Origin of the sequence: Vibrio gelatinilyticus (assembly GCF_022836845.1) — a bacterium.
GTDB lineage: Bacteria > Pseudomonadota > Gammaproteobacteria > Enterobacterales > Vibrionaceae > Vibrio > Vibrio gelatinilyticus.
On the sequence record NZ_JAJNNZ010000008.1, the window covers coordinates 41,180 to 58,827 of the forward strand.

Genomic DNA, 17,648 nt, shown 5'->3' on the forward strand with positions numbered 1-17,648 from the left:
TTCAATTTCAATATCAATGCGAAGGGTCTCCTCCTCACCGTTACTTAAATACGTTATCGCGTTATTCACCAAACAATTAAACCTTCATTTGACCCAATTTTTTACAAGACATTTTCCAGCATTTCGTATAGATTGTGTCGCTTGCTGAAATGGAATAGAAAAAGTTACACCTATGGTATCTGAGCAAAAAACGGCAGATGTAAACTTCGAGAGCCTTTTAAGAATTTTTACCGTCCCAGAAGGACCAGACTCGACGTTGACACAAATCGAAAACAGCCTATCAAACAATTTGAATCAATTTTTGCGCGAACATATTGTCGCCGAAGAAAAACCATTGATTGAGATTGAGAAAGATTTCTCCGTTTCTCAAATACCAGAGCAACCTGAGTTCGTCTCTGACCATACTGAGCACCTACTCGATACACTTGTCGCGCATTCAGTGCATACTTCTTCCCCCAGTTTTATCGGTCATATGACGTCGGCACTTCCTTATTTCTTGATGCCACTGTCAAAAATCATGATCGCTCTGAACCAGAATCTGGTTAAAATCGAAACATCTAAGGCTTTTACACCCTTAGAGCGTCAGGTTTTAGGTATGCTTCACCGCTTAATTTATGGTGAAAAAGACCCATTCTATAGCCAGTGGATGCACAGCTCTGAACATTCTCTCGGTGCATTCTGCTCTGGCGGAACTATTGCAAATATTACTGCGCTCTGGGTAGCTCGAAATAATGCCCTTAAAGCACAAGGGAGCTTCCAGGGGGTTGAGAAAGAAGGACTTTTCAAAGCTATTCTGCACTACGGCTATCAAGGACTCGCGGTCTTGGTTTCTGAGCGCGGCCATTATTCTTTGAAAAAAGCCGCCGATGTCCTCGGTATAGGACAAGATGGTCTGGTGCCGGTAAAAACTGATTCAAATAATCGTCTCTGCACTGAAGATTTGAAAGAGAAAATCGCAGCGCTAAAAGCCAAAAACATTAAGCCATTTGCTGTGATAGGCGTGGCTGGAACGACTGAAACTGGAACCGTCGACCCATTGGCAGATATCGCCGATATATGCCGCCAAGAACAATGTCATTTTCATGTTGATGCTGCATGGGGTGGCGCTACTTTAATGTCTAACAAGTACCGACCACTACTATCCGGCATCGAGCTGGCAGATTCCGTTACAATTGATGCCCACAAGCAACTTTACATCCCTATGGGTGCAGGCATGGTTCTGTTTAAGAATCCCGATGCCATGCGAAGTGTAGAACATCATGCGCAGTACATTTTACGAAAAGGTTCAAAAGATCTCGGCAGTCATACTTTAGAGGGCTCTCGTTCTGGTATGGCAATGCTGGTTTATGCAAGCATGCATATTATTAGCCGCCCGGGCTATGAACTGCTGATCAACCAAAGTATCGAAAAGGCACAGTTTTTCGCTAACCTGATCAAACAACAAGACGACTTTGAGTTGGTATCGGAACCTGAGCTATGCCTACTCACCTATCGTTACGTTCCACATAAGATCAAACAAGCTATGTTAAAAGCCAACGAGCAGCAACTCAGTGATATAACGTGCTTACTTAACGAGCTCACCAAACATATTCAAAAGACTCAGCGTGAAACGGGCCTGTCTTTTGTTTCTCGAACTCAACTTAATCCAAGTCAATGGGGTCGACGAGATTCCATCGTATTTAGAGTAGTATTAGCGAATCCACTTACCTCTAATGACATCTTAGAAAATATCTTGGCCGAGCAACGAAGTATCGCGGCCCTGGCGGGTTCACTACTATTTGATTTAGATGCCATAGCCAATCAAATAGTGGGCAAGTAAAAACAAACTGAACAACGGGGGTTGCAAGAGAAGATTCGGCAAATACTCATATCACTACAATTATGAAATTTTATTTCTAATTCACCACAGTGATACGACAAATCTGCGCTAGAAAGCCTATGATTTCGCTCAAATTTGCTGCATTTGTATTTTTCTTCCAAAAGTTTGTTTGATGCCTGTCATATTCTCACTATTTTGTGTAATCTTTTATTGAAGCTATTAGCCTTGTTCAGTTTATACTGGGGTTATGACGCTGATTTTCGTTGCTGTTGACCAACATCGTCAATAAAGATCTTAATTGGAGCTGAAAATAAATCAGCAAGTTGTTCTCCCTACCCTCGTGAACACTATGAATACATTAGAGAAGATTCAAAATAACTTAGAAAACTTTAGTAAATCTGAAAGAAAAGTTGCTGAAGTAATTATGGCCTCACCGCAAACGGCTATTCACTCAAGCATTGCGACACTGGCCAAAATGGCCGATGTCAGTGAGCCTACGGTAAACCGCTTCTGTCGTCGACTAGACACTAAAGGTTTTCCTGATTTTAAATTACATTTAGCGCAAAGCCTTGCCAATGGTACACCTTACGTCAACCGAAACGTTGAAGAAGACGATGGACCAGACGCGTATACGCATAAGATTTTTGAATCTACTATGGCCTGTCTGGATGTTGCGAAAAACAGCTTGGATCCAATGCAGGTGAATCGAGCGGTCGATTTGCTGACTCAAGCAAAGCGTATTTCGTTTTTTGGACTTGGTGCATCTTCGTCTGTTGCTCGCGATGCTCAAAACAAGTTTATCCGCTTCAACATCCCAATTTCTTGCTTTGAAGATGTTGTAATGCAACGAATGAGCTGCATCAATTGTACTGATAACGATGTTATTGTACTTATCTCACATACTGGTCGTACAAAAAGTCAGGTAGAGATCGCACACTTAGCGAGAGAAAACGGTGCTACCGTGATCGCTGTGACTGCAAAAGACTCTCCTCTAGACAAAGCAAGTTCACTGTCAATTACTGTTGATGTACCTGAAGACACCGATGTGTATATGCCAATGGCAAGCCGTGTTGTTCAGATGACGATCATCGATGTACTTGCGACTGGCTTTACATTACGACGTGGCAGTGGCTTTAGAGATAACCTTAAACGCGTTAAAGAAGCGCTTAAAGATTCTCGTTACGAAAAGCTAAACAATTAAAAAAAGAGGCCAACGGCCTCTTTTTTAATGCTGATAATAATCACAGATGATCTTCAAACTCTGTCGTACTTGAGCGGAACTCCACTTGCTGTTGATCGCCCTCTTTCTGCTCAGCTGAACTATCACACTGGCATTGACACACTTGGTTTAAAATATGGATCAAGCGGTCTTCAGTTAACGGAAGCGGATTCCCTTTAATTGCCACCGATTTCATCGCATCGCCCGCCACGGTAACGAATGAGGTTGTACAGACACCAAATTCTGATAACGACGGCAACTTTAATCGATCCAAAATCATATTGACCCACAATATGCCATCTTCCATACAGGCATTCGTGCGCCCTGTTACGATTTGTGCGATCTTACGATAACGATTCAGTACATCACTTCTGCCCGCTTTCTTGGCCGCTTTTATATTCTCGGTCATAACATGGGGTGCAAGGCGAGCTGTAATCACACTATGAGGTGCATTTATCTTACCTCCAAGCGCTGAAGCTAAGCCGTGAGCAGCGCCCAATTTTGCATTGGTAATCGCCATCCCACCAAGCATAGCTGCAAATGAAAGATCGGCTCTTGCTTTGGGGTTATCCTGACGACAACCAGATAGAATAGATTTGCCCAGTTTTTGTAAACCTTGTTCACAAATCATATCCGTCAATGGATTGGCGTCACCACATACATACGCTTCCATTAAGTGCGTGAATGCATCCATGGCACCTCGACCGGAAGTATAGGGATCTGTCCCATAGGTCAACGTTGGATCGATAATCGCAACATCCGGTAGCATATCTGGACTACGCAGGCTCACTTTTACCTTATCTTGCCCTGATTTTAGTACGGCATTCTTGGTAACTTCTGCTCCAGTACTCGCTGTTGTTGGAATAGCGATCATTGGCAAGGGTTTGGTTTTGAGAGGAACATTACGGCCGACCACTTCCACATAGTCATAGACATCACCTTGATTGGGGATAATCGCAGCCAGTGCTTTACCCATGTCTAAAACACTCCCGCCTCCAATGGCTACCACCATATCGGGCTTAAAGCGCCTGCCCATGATGGCAGTTTCTTCAACCATAGTGATATTGGGTTCACCGCGAATTGCGACATGCTGGTAGCGCATTTTCTGGCTAACTAAGTATGAGATGAGCGGCTTGGCACGCTGACGATCTTGCCCAGTGACAAGTAACACACTGTAACCAAACTGATTAATGATTGAGAGAGAGGATTTTAACGATCCTTCGCCAAAGATGATCCTATTCGATGTCATAAACTGAAACATACTACATTCCTTTCACTGGACCGTCGTACTCACCAATAGCATCGAAATCTATGCAAAGCGTGATTGAATGCTGACATCCACACGGTGACAAAAATCGAATCTCGCTGTTACCAGAAAGTATGGTCGGTAATTTGAAATCAAGGCTCTTGAAAGCATGCACCCTTCATTGTCTGTACATATTGATTTAGACCAAACCGAAACAACATTTCGTGCACTATTCTACATCTTTTGCATTGGGTCACAGATCGTCATGTAAGCTCTCCTATTTCTTAGTCATATTTACAAGCCTGCAAATCATGAGACCCCTTAAGTATAACTTTTGTTCGATAGGTTCTGCCTATCACATCAAGTGACTATTCCTTCTTTATTTCCTTCCACAGTTAGTGCATAGTTGAAAGCAACGAAAAGAAAGAGTTATCAATCAGACAATTTGGTGTCGAACTCTCTCACTAAATTCAGCTTCAAGGAGAAACATTCATGTTCGTCGTTATTTTTGGTCGCCCAGGTTGCCCATTTTGTGTTCGCGCTAAAGAGCACGCTGACACTCTAAAAGAAAAGCGTGACGACTTTAACTATCGATACGTCGATATTCACGCAGAAGGCATCTCAAAAGCAGACCTAGAAAAAACTGTGGGCAAACCTGTTGACACTGTTCCACAGATTTTCATTGATCAAGAACATATCGGCGGCTGCACTGAGTTTGAAGCTTACGCAAAAGAAAACTTAGGTCTATTTGACTAATCATTAATCACTGCACAGCAATGAGTATAGTTCATATCTAACTCGATAAAGCCAGCCATCGCTGGCTTTTTTTATGCCTACGTTAACCTACCAATGTTATACGAGACGGTTTATTAGGCGCGCTTCATCAATATGTTAGCTAATGGCAAAACCTAAAAAAAATCACTTATCTTTTTGCGTTATTCCGCTACAATCGCCACACTTTATTATCGCTATCACGTTTTTCTGAGCCATTGCTGTGAACATTGACGTAGTACAACTGCTAAATCAAAACCCAATCCTTCTCATTTTTGTTGTGCTGGCAATAGGGCTAGCCTTTGGAAAAATCCGCTTCGGAACATTACAACTGGGTAATTCTATTGGGGTTCTGATTACCTCACTAATTATGGGCCACCTCGGCTTCACCTTTAATGCTGAAGCCCTCACTATCGGCTTCATGCTTTTCATTTACTGCGTCGGTATTGAAGCTGGGCCTAACTTCTTTGGTATTTTCTTTCGAGATGGAAAACACTATCTTATCCTTAGTCTCGTGGTACTCACCACAGCACTAACGCTGACTTATTTCCTTAGTCATTATCTAGAGTTAGACTATGGATTGTCTGCTGGTATGATGGCCGGCGCTCTTACTGCAACTCCAGTACTTGTTGGTGCGCAAGATGCGCTTAACTCAGGCCTTGCAACTATCCCAAGAGGGATGGATTTTTCCCTAGTCATTGAAAACCTTTCTGTCGGTTATGCCATGGCCTATTTGGTCGGTTTAGTGAGCATGATTATGCTGGCCAAACTATTACCCAAACTACAAAAGCAAAATTTGCATGACTCCGCTCAACAGATTGCTCAAGAGCGCGGGCTGGGCGGCTCATCACAACGCAAGGTTTATTTACCTATTATTCGAGCTTATCGCGTTGGACAAGAACTTATCGACTGGACTGATGGCAAAAACCTAAGAGAACTTGGCATCTATCGCCAGACGGGTTGCTACATTGAACGCATTCGACGCAACGGCATTCTTGGCTACCCTGATGGTGATGCCATCTTGCAAGATGGCGATGAAATCGCTTTGGTGGGTTTCCCTGATAGCCATGCCCGTCTAGATCCTAGCTTTCGCCATGGTAAAGAAGTCTTTGACCGCAACCTACTCGACTTGAGAATTGTCGAAGAGGAAATCGTCGTTAAAAACGATAATATTGCTGGCAAAAGTTTGTCCAACCTTAATTTGTCCGAAGATGGATGCTTCCTAAGCCGAGTGATCCGCGCTCAGATTGAAATGCCGATGGACGCCAATGTGGTGCTTTCTAAAGGTGATATTTTACAGGTCAGTGGCGAAAAAAGTCGCGTACATGCTTTAGCTGAGAAAATCGGTTTTATTTCTATTCATAGCCAGGTCGCAGATCTTTTAGCCTTTTGTAGCTTTTTTATTCTTGGCATTATGTTTGGTCTGATAACGATGACTTTTGGCCAAGTGTCGTTTGGCCTAGGTAATGCCGTTGGGCTATTACTCGCCGGTATTTCATTGGGCTTCTTAAGAGCAAACCACCCTACGTTTGGATACGTGCCACAAGGTGCGTTAAATATGGTTAAAGATCTTGGTTTGATGTTCTTTATGGTAGGTATTGGCTTAAGTGCTGGTGGGAAAATGTTTCAATACCTCTCTCAGGTTGGTCCACAAGTGTTAGCCATTGCCTTCATTGTCAGTGTGTTACCGGTTATTCTCGCCTATTTAGTTGGCGCGTACATATTGAAAATGAACCGCGCGTTATTAATCGGAGCCGTTGTTGGCGCAAGAACCTGTGCTCCAGCGATGGACGTTGTCAACGAACACGCCCGTTCAACCATCCCGGCTTTAGGTTATGCGGGTACTTATGCTATCGCCAACATTTTGATGACGCTGGCAGGTACGGTCTTGATTATTCTTTCATAGCCTTTGGAGTAGCGGTTTCTTGCGACTCTCACCAGAACAAAAAAGGGGCGCTTTCGCGCCCCTTTATTCATTCAATCGATCTTATAAATCGATAACGTCAAACTCTACTAACGGATTTACGTCCGCATCGTAGTCAACGCCTTCAACGCCAAAGCCAAAGAGCTTCAAAAACTCTTCTTTGTATTCAACGTAATCCGTTAACTCTTTCAAGTTCTCAGTGGTAATTTGTGGCCATAGCTTTTCGCAATGCTCTTGGATATCTGCACGCAGTTCCCAATCGTCAAGACGTAAACGGTTTTTGTCATCCACTTCTGCAGCAGAGCCATCATCTTTGTATAGACGCTGGCTGAACATGCGATAGATCTGCTCCATACAGCCTTCATGAAGGCCTTCAGCACGCATCTTCTTAAATACCATCGCGATGTACAGTGGCATAACAGGAATCGCTGAGCTTGCTTGAGTTACAACAGACTTAAGTACAGCAACATTGGCGCTGCCACCTGTCTTAGCGAGCATGTCATTTAGCTCGTGCGCTGCACGGTCCAAATCCATCTTCGCTTTACCTAGCGCACCTTCCCAATAAATTGGCCAAGTTAGCTCAGTACCGATGTATGAATACGCAACAGTCTTACAACCCTCTGCTAGAACGCCTGCTTCATTCAGCGCCGTCATCCAGAGTTCCCAATCTTCACCACCCATCACAGTAACAGTATCTTTGATTTCCTGTTCTGTTGCCGGCTCAACGCTAGCTTCAATGATGGTATCGCTGTTGGTGTCTACTGCTGTTGAAGTATACGTTTCACCAATAGGCTTTAGAGATGAGCGTATTAGTTCACCTGAATCTGGAAGCTTACGTACTGGAGAGGCCAGTGAGTAAACAACCATATCGATCTGACCTAAATCTTCTTTGATAAGATCGATTACTTTCTGTTTCGCCTCATGGGAGAAAGCATCGCCGTTTACGCTTTTTGCGTAAAGGCCAGCTTCATGCGCAAGTTTCTCAAATGCTGCTGAATTATAGTAACCGGCCGTGCCTGGTTTTCTTTCGGTTGCTGGTTTTTCAAAAAACACGCCGATAGTCGCCGCGTCACCACCAAATGCCGCAGCAATACGAGAAGATAAACCGTAGCCGCTTGATGAACCTACAACCAATACACGCTTCGGTGCGTTCTTGATAGCGCCTTGCGCTTTAGTGTAAGCAATTTGTTCTTTTACGTTAGCTTCACAGCCTACTGGGTGAGTAGTAGTACAGATAAATCCACGAATTCTTGGTTTGATGATCATATTCAATTCCTCAAAAAATCCCACGTAGCATAAAAGTTTCGAGGGCAGATCGCATCTAATTTCTGTCAAAATCGACGAAATTAGTAAGTGGTTGGATGTCTGGACGAGCAGTTAACCGCTGCTCCGTGATGTGTGCCATAAAAAAATGGGCACTCTAGGTGCCCATTTTTCTTTCTCGTTAACTAAAGCTGCGATTAGGCAACGCTATTTAACTTCGCTTTTGTGACCTTATTAGTCAACACTTCTGAGAAATCATGGCTGAAGTGGTCCACTTGAATCGCTTTGTATCTAAGTGCATCGGCTTCTTTAATCTTCTCGACTTCGTCGTTTGTAAGAACATCCGCATCGAGCGCTTGTTGTAATCTATCTTCCAACAGACCCTTTCGTGCTACCTTGCCAGCTTTCACACCGCTAAACAGCTTTTTCTCAAGGTCTCTGATACCGTACATTGCAATGAATGCGTTTTCGATCAGGCCAACATTGTCATCATCACCTTTACCGATATAACACAATTCTGTTAAACGATCTCTGTCACGACCTGGTACCATTAAGCTCTTGGCAATATCCAACGTGACACCGTCAGTCGGTTTTTCGAAGTGATTGCCTAACGGGAACAGCAGCCCTTTAAGTACACGACCAACAGCACGACTTGGGAAGTTACGATACGCTTCGTTCAATGACTTAGCCGCATGGTAGAAGCAGTGTTCTACCGCATAATGCACGTAGTTTAGATCGGCTTTTTGGCGTCCTTCGTCTTCGTACTTTTTCAACGCAGCTGACGCCATATACAGGTATGCCAGCCCATCGCCCAAACGCGCAGAAATCATCTCTTTACGCTTCAAATCACCACCAAGCGTTAACATTGCAAAGTCCGCACTCACTGCAAGCGCTTTACTTAAACGAGTCAAATCTTTGTAATGGCGTTTCGTTTCACCACTCATTGGCGATCCAACAAAAGCAGAACCAGTTAACGCTGAGAAAAAGGCCCCAAAAGTGTTTTTAGTTGCATGACCGATATGCTTAAACAGCAAGCCATCAAAGGCCTTGGCGCCGGCTTCGTGATCTGGGTTAGCCGCCGCTTCCATTTCTTGCAATACGTACGGGTGACAACGAGTTGCGCCTTGACCAAAGATCATTAGGTTGCGCGTCAGAATATTCGCACCTTCTACTGTGATGGCGACAGGTACACCAAGATATAAAGAAGCCAGATAGTTCATTGGTCCATCTTGAATCGCTCGTCCAGCGTGTATGTCCATAGAGTCATTTAGGATGGTACGCGACATTTCTGTCATGTGGTATTTGGCAATTGCGGTGACAATTCCAGGCTTTTCACCCATATCCAAAGACGTCGTTGTCAACGTACGAGACGCCTCTAGAAGATAAGTCAGGCCGCCAATGCGCCCCATAGCTTCGGCAACACCTTCAAATTTACCGATAGACATACCAAATTGCTTACGCACATACGCATAAGCACCCGTAGTGCGAGAGGTGACGTGGCCAATTGCTGTGCCTAGTGCAGGAAGTGAAATACCACGCCCTGCAGATAGACACTCAACCAACATACGCCAACCACGACCAGCGTATTCAGAACCACCAATCAACCAATCCATCGGGATAAATACGTCCTCGCCACGAGTCGGACCATTCATAAAGGCCAAATGCAAAGGATCGTGACGCTCGCCGATAATGACACCTTTATGGTCTGCTGGGATAAGAGCACAAGTAATGCCGATATCTTTTTTGTCACCAAGTAGTTGTTCAGGATCGTGCAGCTTAAACGCAAGACCAAGTACCGTAGCTACAGGGGCTAAAGTAATGTAACGCTTATTCCAATTAAGACGAATGCCGAGAACTTCTTTACCGTCATGCTCGCCGTAACACACCGTACCCACATCAGGAATACCACCTGCATCAGACCCTGCTTCCGGGCCAGTTAACGCGAAGCATGGAATGTCTGTACCGTCGGCTAAGCGCGGCAACCAGTAGTCTTTTTGTTCTTGTGTACCATAGTGTGAAAGAAGCTCACCAGGGCCTAGTGAGTTAGGGACCATGACCGTTACAGCCGCACTAATACTACGCGTCGCGATTTTTGTCACGATAGTAGAGTTAGCTAAAGGTGAAAACTCACGACCACCGTACTCTTTTGAAATAATTAATGAGAAGAAACGTTCTTTGCGTAGGTAATCCCAAACTTCCTTAGGTAAATCACGATCACCTTTAACAATTTTGCAGTCATCAAGCATTTCCAACAGCGTTTCAAGCTCGTTATCAATGAACGATTGCTCTTCATCGTTAAGTTGCGGCTTTGGATATTGGTGAAGCTTATTGAAATCAGGATTACCCGAGAACAATTCACCATCCCACCAAACACTGCCCGCTTCCATCGCTTCACGTTCTGTGGCTGATAGCGGCGGCAGTACTTTTTTGAACAGTTTAAATGCTGGATCACTGACCCATTTTCTTCTCAGAGAGCTCATAATACCTATCCTTTTGTTCTATTTAATTATTGTTTTCTGTAACTATGTTATTGGTTGTTTCTACTCAGCCGCGACACCCGCAGCCAAGTAAGGAATGATTTGGTCAATAATGACCTCTGCGTCAGTTTGTTGCTCAAAAGCACTTAAGGCAATTTCTGATAAAGCCTGGCTCGAGGCCATGGTAAAAACACACGTACCTAAGGTGAAATGCAGCCGCCAGAATAGAGTCACAGGATCAAGATTAGGGTTAGCTTTCGTCACTGACTGTGTAAACATCGCTAACGCCTCAGAATATCGGGTGGTGATAAACCAGCGTAGATGCCCCTGTACATCGGTATATCCTCTACCGACGAGCAGCATAAAACGACTCGCCCCATTAGTTCTTACCTCGTTGAGTGCTAGTAGTGGGCCTTTCATCGCTTCAAAAACATCTTTCATAGAGTAACGATCGCGTTCGTTTAACTCATAGAGTGCTTGTTCAACCGCAGGCATAAAAGCTTCTAAGTAACGATTTAGAACGGCTCGAACCAGTGTTTTTTTGTCACCAAAGTGATAGTTAACCGAGGCTAGGTTAACATTGGCTTTGCTCGTGATAGCACGCAGAGATGTGTCGTTAAAACCTTGTTCAGCAAACAACGCTTCAGCGACATCAAGGATTTTATTTTTAGTTGATAATTTACTTGCCATTTCAATCGCCCGTATTAAACAGTCGTTTGAATATACACCCAGGTTATTAAATTAACAAGCGGTTAACATCACGCTTTTCATTTATTTAACAGGGAAGGTTCTATCAAAACTGTAATTGACTGAGAGGCGAAAAAAATTAGCGATGGAAACGGAAAAATTTTGAACTTTAGCCGACACGACGAGTCTACTAACTATAGCCACTATGAGATACTCAAATTTGAATCTCAAACGCTATTGAACATTATGCTGCTTTTTCTTATTAACTCCTTTTTTATAAACCCAAACACTTTTAGTTTGGGTTTTTTTTTGCCTATTTTAAGTTGGTCATCCGACACGCTCTTTTGTACTTGCAAACAAAAAAGCCCAGCATTGCTGGGCTCTTAAACTTTGGCTAACTATCAACTTAGATTTTCGGCTTTCTCAACCTTTCTCGACTTTGGCAATGAGAAGTGCAGTAACGCATACCCAAGTAACGCTGCTGTTGTTGACCCCATTAAGATTCCCAACCGAGCATAGGTATCAAACTCTGCACTTACATTGGTAAAGGCAAGTGAAGAGATAAAGATCGACATGGTAAAGCCGATTCCACACAACACCGACACTGCAAATATATGCTTGAAGTTCACACCTTCTGGTAGTTTAGCAATACCCAGTTTCACGGCCGCCCAACTAAAGGTAAAGATACCCAGAGGCTTACCGACAAGCAAACCAAGAGCAATACCCAGTGGCAGCATAGCGGTCAAACCTGACAACGAGACACCTTCCAATGAAATACCTGCATTTGCAAAAGCAAAAATAGGCAGTATTGCAAAAGCCACATAAGGGTGTAATGCGTGCTCAAGATGCTTCAACGGCGAAGGCTCACCTTTATTGCCTTTAAGCGGGATCGCAAAGCCTAATACCACGCCTGCTAATGTCGCGTGCACACCTGATGCCAGCACGCTCACCCACAGCACTGCGCCAACCGCCAAATAGACCCAAATTTTTGTAACGTGCTTAGCATTTAAGAAGAACAACAAGGCCGTCATCATAAAGCCTATCGTCAATGCTATTGTTGATAAGTCACTGCTGTAGAACAAAGCAATAATGACGATAACACCCAAGTCATCAATAATTGCTAGTGCCAGCAAGAATACTTTCAGTGCGATAGGTACACGATTCCCCAGTAGTGCCATGATGCCCAATGCAAAGGCGATATCTGTTGCCGCTGGGATTGCCCACCCACTTAAAGCTTGAGGATCACCACTGTTAAACAGAACGTAAACCAACGCCGGCGCAACCATACCACCAACCGCAGCAATGGCAGGGAAAATTGCCGTCTCTTTCGACTTCAATGCCCCCTCAAGTAATTCTCTCTTAACCTCTAAGCCGATCAGGAAGAAGAATATCGCCATTAGGCCATCATTGATCCAATGTGAAATTGACAAGCCGAACACGTATGTATGAAGCACCTCTTGATACAACTCATTCAGAGGAGAGTTAGCGACCATCATTGCAATTGCTGCCGCAATTACAAGAATGATTCCCCCAGCAGACTCCATCTTAAAAAAGTCACGAATGGTGTCACTCATATTGTTTACCCTTAATAATTATTCATATAACGCGAATAAAGGAAGTTTATATCTAGTTACAAACCAACAAAAATCGATTCTACGGATGTTAAACCTCGAAAAAACCGAACATTCATCCATGTAACATTCGGATATTCCATATAACAAGCACAGATACATACAAAAATTATAGTAAATGTAAGTCGACAGGCTAGTTTACAAAAAGTAAGTCATATTCTTACCAACGGATTCGACAATAATAAGAGGTTGAGGACCCTAGGTAAGTTGATAACCATGCCATTAACTTAATTGTAGTGGCGATTTTACGATGAACAGCAAGAAAGCGGCCTGATATTGGATAATCTCTCTAGTAACCACTTAGTTGGATATAACCATTGACCAAATGACTTCCCCGTGTTGTCGCTTCGCCTTGCCATTGCGGCAGTACGAAATTAACGCGGTTATCTTTTCTATCCGCAGACACTATTATATCAATGTGTTGAGTTGGGATTTCAATATGCCATCTTAGTGGTATTCGTTTACCGGGTGCAAAGAATGTAGTGCTTAATGGCTCAAGTTTTATGTCTTTCGAGGCAATATTTGTTACCTCACCACCATCGCTTATGATCGTCGCACTGACATAAGGTAGGTTCGTTTCATAACGATATTGAGTAACCAATAGTACTTTGTCTTCACTTAACCGAAACATGAAGTTGTCTTCGCCAATGTAATGGGTTCCGACAAGCTCACTGCCCCACTCCTTCGCCATCCACCCCTTACCAGTGACAGGAATTGCGATATGTTGAGAAGAGAGCTTGTTCATCAAGACACCACTAAGCGAGAGAAACGGGATCTCAACATTAAACGAAGCGCGTGGTAAAAAATCGTGCTTTTTATGATAGCCACGATCGCCGATCGGTGTTGCTTGACCCTTATTCATCATTAGTAGATCAACCGAAAAATCGTCGGTAGAGATTGATAGTTTTCCCGGAAAAGGGGTTTCGCTCAATGAACGCCATGACCACTCATCAATCCATACCCGAAATGGACGACTCAAGCCACCAGCTTGCCCAATACCACCTCGTGAGAACCGTTGATCCGTCAAGCTTCCTAGATGACTATTGAGCACTACATTTGAAATGTATATTTGTGGATTATCCCAACCTGTGGCAATTCTGTCATCGCTAGCATAACGGAAAAAACGCCAACGCAACCAGTAGGTTTGTCCATAAGGATCGGTAAGTTCTGCGACTAGCTGCCACCACTCATGTTGGTATTCTGGATGAAAATCGAAATCCCTAGGAAGCTCTGCATGAGTATTTGGCAATACAGGCTCAAAGACTTTAAGTGTCTCTGAACCAAATAGATGTTCAATATGACTGACTTTTTCCCGCTCCTCGGTGTGCTTCACACTTTGGATATACCAAATAAGCACACCGACAAACGCCGATAAAACAATACCTAAAGCAGCAAACTTAAAAGTTCGATTCATCTATAAAGCGTCTCGCAAGGAATGGATAGGTGTATTGCGTAGCATACGAAGTACAGGTATCGCCCCCGCCAACATCAATGCCAACATACTCCATAAACAGGTTTTAAAATATAACCATGGAACGACATGCAGTTCAAGCGTCCACCCAAAGGACTGCTTAATAACAACATCGACCATTAGCTGCGCTAACGTTAAGCCAAGAGGCATCGCTATAATGGCAGATATCAGGCCAAAGACAAACAACTGTAAGCTTCCTGATATGACGAGTTCCGTACCTGAAATACCTAAACAGCGCATAAGCGAGGTGTTACGTTGCCTCGAGATTTCACCCGCTATTGTCGAGAAAAAGATGCCAAAAACCGCAATTACTAAAGTAATATTACCTAAGGTGTCAGCGATGGAGAAAGTACGATCAAACGTGTTCATTGCCCTTTCATGAATACTAGAATTGTCGTAAATACGTTCACCGTTCAATCTAAAGGTGCTTTGCAGTTTTCTTTGCACCATCAAAGATTGTTCCTTGTCTTTGAGTACTGCGCCCAATGCCACATCACCAGTACCAGCAAAGGTTGCAAGCCAGCGCTCATGTGACATTAACAACTGGTGATAAGGGTTACCATAATCATAAAACACGCCAATGACCTGCCAACCACTACCCATTGGGGCTCCCATATCTAGGTAATCACCAGGCCTTAAATCTTGCTTCAAAGCCATAGACTCACTGACCATCACCCCTTTTGAGTGATGCAAATGATACCAATAGTTGGGAACAGCAATTTTAACGGTTAGCGAGTTCAGCTCACCGACAGAATCGCCAGTACTTACGGCTTGAATCATACCTTGCGGTGTTGGGATTTCTTCTTCCCAACGCCACCAAACCTTATCGACTTCTGGTTGTTCTTCAAGCCAACGGCTCATGCGCTGAGCCGTGCTATTAGACGGATAAACGTAGATATCTGCAGCCAAACGCTGCGTTAGCCACTGATCTGTCGTATCACGAAAACTCCCTACCATGGTTTCAATCCCCATGTTCGCCGCCATGGCAAGCATGAAGGCCATGTTAGCAACGCCACGATAACTCATACTTGCAGCAGCGTCAGAAAAGAACCAACGAGCCTTAACCCACCTTAAAGAGTACGAAAGTGCCGTAAAGATCTTCCAAATAATAAATGGGGTAATTAGAGCAACACTTAGTAGCATTAGCACAATAATCGCATAACCTGACGTTTGGGTCTTTGGAGCCTGGTAGATCGCTATAGCTGATACACACAGCGCACAAGCAGCAAAAGCTTGCCAAGTGAATTCGATCCCTGTGTAACGCATCAATGATAAACGAGCACTCAAACGAATTGGCTGAGTTTTTAGAAGACGAACTAGCGGCCAGGCGCAGGAAGCAAGTGCGCCACCAAGAGCTAGCATGAAGCTGTACATACTCCATTGCCATGCCCACTCAATCGACAAACCGACATTGGCATCGTATAAATCACTCAAACTTTGTGATACCGCAGGAATAAGTTGATTTGCTAACACCAAGCCCAGTAAGTTGCCACCAAGCCAACTAATGAAAACGAGAACAAACAACTCTATGCACAAAGCCATGGTTAACTGCCACCCAGACACACCAACCTGCCTCAATATTCCGACTAGGGGTTGCCTCTGTGCCAATGACAAAGATATTGCCTGATAAAAAATAAACAAGCCGACTAAAAATGATAGCATGCTCATTGCAGATAGATTTGTATGAAATGCCTGCGTAAGAGACTCAAGCTCAGCTTGCGAGCTTCTTGATAAGGTCATGCCATTTGGCAGCATCTTTCTAAGCAGTTCAACCTTATCTGACGACATTTGCCCACATGCGATCACCATCAAACCTGATGATTTCTTCAGTGACCTTAATAGCGACATATCAGCAAGAATACGAACGCCTCGTATTCTTTCTGAATCATCGACAAGGATCGGTCCTATTTTTCGACCTGTATCCAATGTAATGAAATCACCCGTATTCCATTTCTTAAGCTTCGCCAGTTCATGGCTGACTAAAATAGAAGTCGGATTTTTAATGAGAACTTGTGAGGCAATGTCCGCGATGGTCACCACTGTTTTCAGCTGCAGTAAAGCAATAGGATCAACACCAACCAGCGTCAGTTCAGTGCCGTTGTTAGTTATGACTTTTTGAGTGTCGAAAGGTACGCATTGCTTAAACCCTTCACGACGTAGATGTATGTAAAAGCCTTGAGGAATTTTGCTCTCACTGTGCTTAGGTCGTATGCGAAAAGGAACTGGATTTGAAAACAGTTTTTCACCACTAGCATAAGCTTGAGTGGCGTGATGATTGATGGCGGTCACACCAACAAACAAAGAAACACCTAGAGTGAGCCCCACCCAGACAAGAAAAATTTGTAGAGGATGGCGACGATAGTGACCCAATAACGCTTTAGCTATGGGCCATAACATGCAGTTGCCCCCCTTGCAGGCGAATACGGCCATCAAGGTGCATCGCAACCTTCTCACTGTGTGTGACAACAAGAAGCGTACATTTCAGCTGCTTTGTTAGAGATGTAAGCAACCTCATCACCGCTTCTGCATTACGCTCATCGAGACTTCCCGTTGGCTCATCGGCAAGTAGAATCTTTGGCTCCATATACAAGGCACGAGCAATGGCCGCTCGTTGTTGTTGACCACCCGAGATCTCTTCAGGGTAGCGACCCAATAGAGCCATAAGATCTAATGCAGATAGGATTTGTCGCCAAAGACCACGATCTTCTTTTAGCCCTCGAATTTGTCGGCAAAATCTAATGTTATCGGCAATATTGAGAGTGGGTAATAAATTGAACTGCTGAAAGATATGACCAATATTATTTCGTCTATAGGCGGTACGAGCGCTTTCTGTTGCACTGTGCATAGCAAAATCAGGGTACCAAATTTCACCTCGGTCAACTTTATCAATACCAGCGATCAAGTTCAGCAAAGTACTTTTACCTGATCCACTTTCACCCATCAAAGCCAACTGCTGCCCTTGTTCTAGCGATAGTTCGGCTTTTTGCAGAACTGGATGAAACTCGCCGCCATCGATGTATCCTTTACTGATTTCAGCTAATTTAAGCATTGACCCGTATACTCAATGAAATTATTGGAATGTGAATCTACACTAAAATCTAATGTGTAGGAAGAGTATTCGTTCAGTAGAGTATTCGTCA

At 43.8% G+C, this 17,648-nt stretch carries 12 protein-coding genes; 4 read left to right on the forward strand and 8 right to left on the reverse strand.

Annotation, left to right across the window (positions count from 1 at the left end):
* Positions 1-172: 172 nt before the first annotated feature.
* Positions 173-1,819, forward strand: coding sequence for a pyridoxal-dependent aspartate 1-decarboxylase PanP (gene panP / locus LNL84_RS11410; RefSeq protein WP_244357382.1), 1,647 nt, complete (start codon positions 173-175; stop codon positions 1,817-1,819).
* A 349-nt stretch (positions 1,820-2,168) separates the two neighbouring features.
* Entirely contained in the window at positions 2,169-3,020 is an 852-nt protein-coding gene (locus LNL84_RS11415) for a MurR/RpiR family transcriptional regulator (RefSeq protein ID WP_244357384.1), read from the forward strand.
* A 40-nt stretch (positions 3,021-3,060) separates the two neighbouring features.
* Here LNL84_RS11415 and LNL84_RS11420 read toward each other — a convergent pair whose 3' ends face one another.
* On the reverse strand, positions 3,061-4,299 hold the full coding sequence (locus tag LNL84_RS11420) for an iron-containing alcohol dehydrogenase (RefSeq protein ID WP_244357386.1): 1,239 nt from the start codon (positions 4,297-4,299) through the stop codon (positions 3,061-3,063).
* A gap of 477 nt (positions 4,300-4,776) precedes the next feature.
* Here LNL84_RS11420 and LNL84_RS11425 point away from each other — a divergent pair, with 477 nt between their 5' ends.
* Positions 4,777-5,040: a GrxA family glutaredoxin gene (locus LNL84_RS11425; protein ID WP_244357388.1), complete on the forward strand. Its 264-nt coding sequence runs from the start codon at positions 4,777-4,779 to the stop codon at positions 5,038-5,040.
* Positions 5,041-5,278: 238 nt separating this feature from the next.
* Positions 5,279-6,961, forward strand: coding sequence for an aspartate:alanine antiporter (locus tag LNL84_RS11430; RefSeq protein ID WP_244357390.1), 1,683 nt, complete (start codon positions 5,279-5,281; stop codon positions 6,959-6,961).
* An 81-nt stretch (positions 6,962-7,042) separates the two neighbouring features.
* Here the strand turns inward: LNL84_RS11430 and fabV are convergent, their stop codons facing one another.
* The 7 genes from fabV to LNL84_RS11465 all read right to left on the reverse strand — a co-directional run bounded on the left by fabV (position 7,043) and on the right by LNL84_RS11465 (position 17,557).
* Positions 7,043-8,245 carry an enoyl-ACP reductase FabV gene (fabV, locus tag LNL84_RS11435; protein WP_244357392.1) on the reverse strand — a complete coding sequence of 401 codons (1,203 nt, stop codon included), beginning with the start codon at positions 8,243-8,245 and terminating at the stop codon, positions 7,043-7,045.
* A 194-nt stretch (positions 8,246-8,439) separates the two neighbouring features.
* Entirely contained in the window at positions 8,440-10,722 is a 2,283-nt protein-coding gene (locus LNL84_RS11440; RefSeq protein WP_244357394.1) for an acyl-CoA dehydrogenase, read from the reverse strand.
* Positions 10,723-10,782: 60 nt separating this feature from the next.
* The gene (psrA, locus tag LNL84_RS11445; protein ID WP_244357396.1) at positions 10,783-11,409 is read right to left on the reverse strand and encodes a TetR family transcriptional repressor PsrA; all 627 of its coding nucleotides are present in this window, start codon (positions 11,407-11,409) and stop codon (positions 10,783-10,785) included.
* A 398-nt stretch (positions 11,410-11,807) separates the two neighbouring features.
* Complete coding sequence (gene nhaA / locus LNL84_RS11450) at positions 11,808-12,980, reverse strand: Na+/H+ antiporter NhaA (protein ID WP_244357398.1); 1,173 nt, start codon at positions 12,978-12,980, stop codon at positions 11,808-11,810.
* Between the two features lie 346 nt (positions 12,981-13,326).
* Positions 13,327-14,451 carry a lipocalin-like domain-containing protein gene (locus LNL84_RS11455; RefSeq protein ID WP_244357400.1) on the reverse strand — a complete coding sequence of 375 codons (1,125 nt, stop codon included), beginning with the start codon at positions 14,449-14,451 and terminating at the stop codon, positions 13,327-13,329.
* A complete protein-coding gene (locus LNL84_RS11460; protein WP_244357402.1) occupies positions 14,452-16,905 on the reverse strand; it encodes an ABC transporter permease in 2,454 nt (817 codons plus the stop codon).
* Positions 16,886-17,557 (reverse strand): ABC transporter ATP-binding protein, encoded by a 672-nt coding sequence (locus LNL84_RS11465; RefSeq protein ID WP_244357404.1) that lies wholly within the window; start codon positions 17,555-17,557, stop codon positions 16,886-16,888. The genes LNL84_RS11460 and LNL84_RS11465 overlap by 20 nt, the downstream gene beginning before the upstream one ends.
* Positions 17,558-17,648: the final 91 nt, after the last annotated feature.

Bases quoted from the DNA above. Each gene is read 5' to 3' on its own strand.
- LNL84_RS11440 (WP_244357394.1), bottom strand. From the start codon at position 10,722: ATGAGCTCTCTGAGAAGAAAATGGGTCAGTGATCCAGCATTTAAACTG.
- fabV (WP_244357392.1), bottom strand. From the start codon at position 8,245: ATGATCATCAAACCAAGAATTCGTGGATTTATCTGTACTACTACTCAC.
- LNL84_RS11460 (WP_244357402.1), bottom strand. From the start codon at position 16,905: ATGTTATGGCCCATAGCTAAAGCGTTATTGGGTCACTATCGTCGCCAT.
- psrA (WP_244357396.1), bottom strand. From the start codon at position 11,409: ATGGCAAGTAAATTATCAACTAAAAATAAAATCCTTGATGTCGCTGAA.
- nhaA (WP_244357398.1), bottom strand. From the start codon at position 12,980: ATGAGTGACACCATTCGTGACTTTTTTAAGATGGAGTCTGCTGGGGGA.
- LNL84_RS11455 (WP_244357400.1), bottom strand. From the start codon at position 14,451: ATGAATCGAACTTTTAAGTTTGCTGCTTTAGGTATTGTTTTATCGGCG.
- LNL84_RS11465 (WP_244357404.1), bottom strand. From the start codon at position 17,557: ATGCTTAAATTAGCTGAAATCAGTAAAGGATACATCGATGGCGGCGAG.
- LNL84_RS11420 (WP_244357386.1), bottom strand. From the start codon at position 4,299: ATGTTTCAGTTTATGACATCGAATAGGATCATCTTTGGCGAAGGATCG.
- panP (WP_244357382.1), top strand. From the start codon at position 173: ATGGTATCTGAGCAAAAAACGGCAGATGTAAACTTCGAGAGCCTTTTA.
- LNL84_RS11415 (WP_244357384.1), top strand. From the start codon at position 2,169: ATGAATACATTAGAGAAGATTCAAAATAACTTAGAAAACTTTAGTAAA.
- LNL84_RS11425 (WP_244357388.1), top strand. From the start codon at position 4,777: ATGTTCGTCGTTATTTTTGGTCGCCCAGGTTGCCCATTTTGTGTTCGC.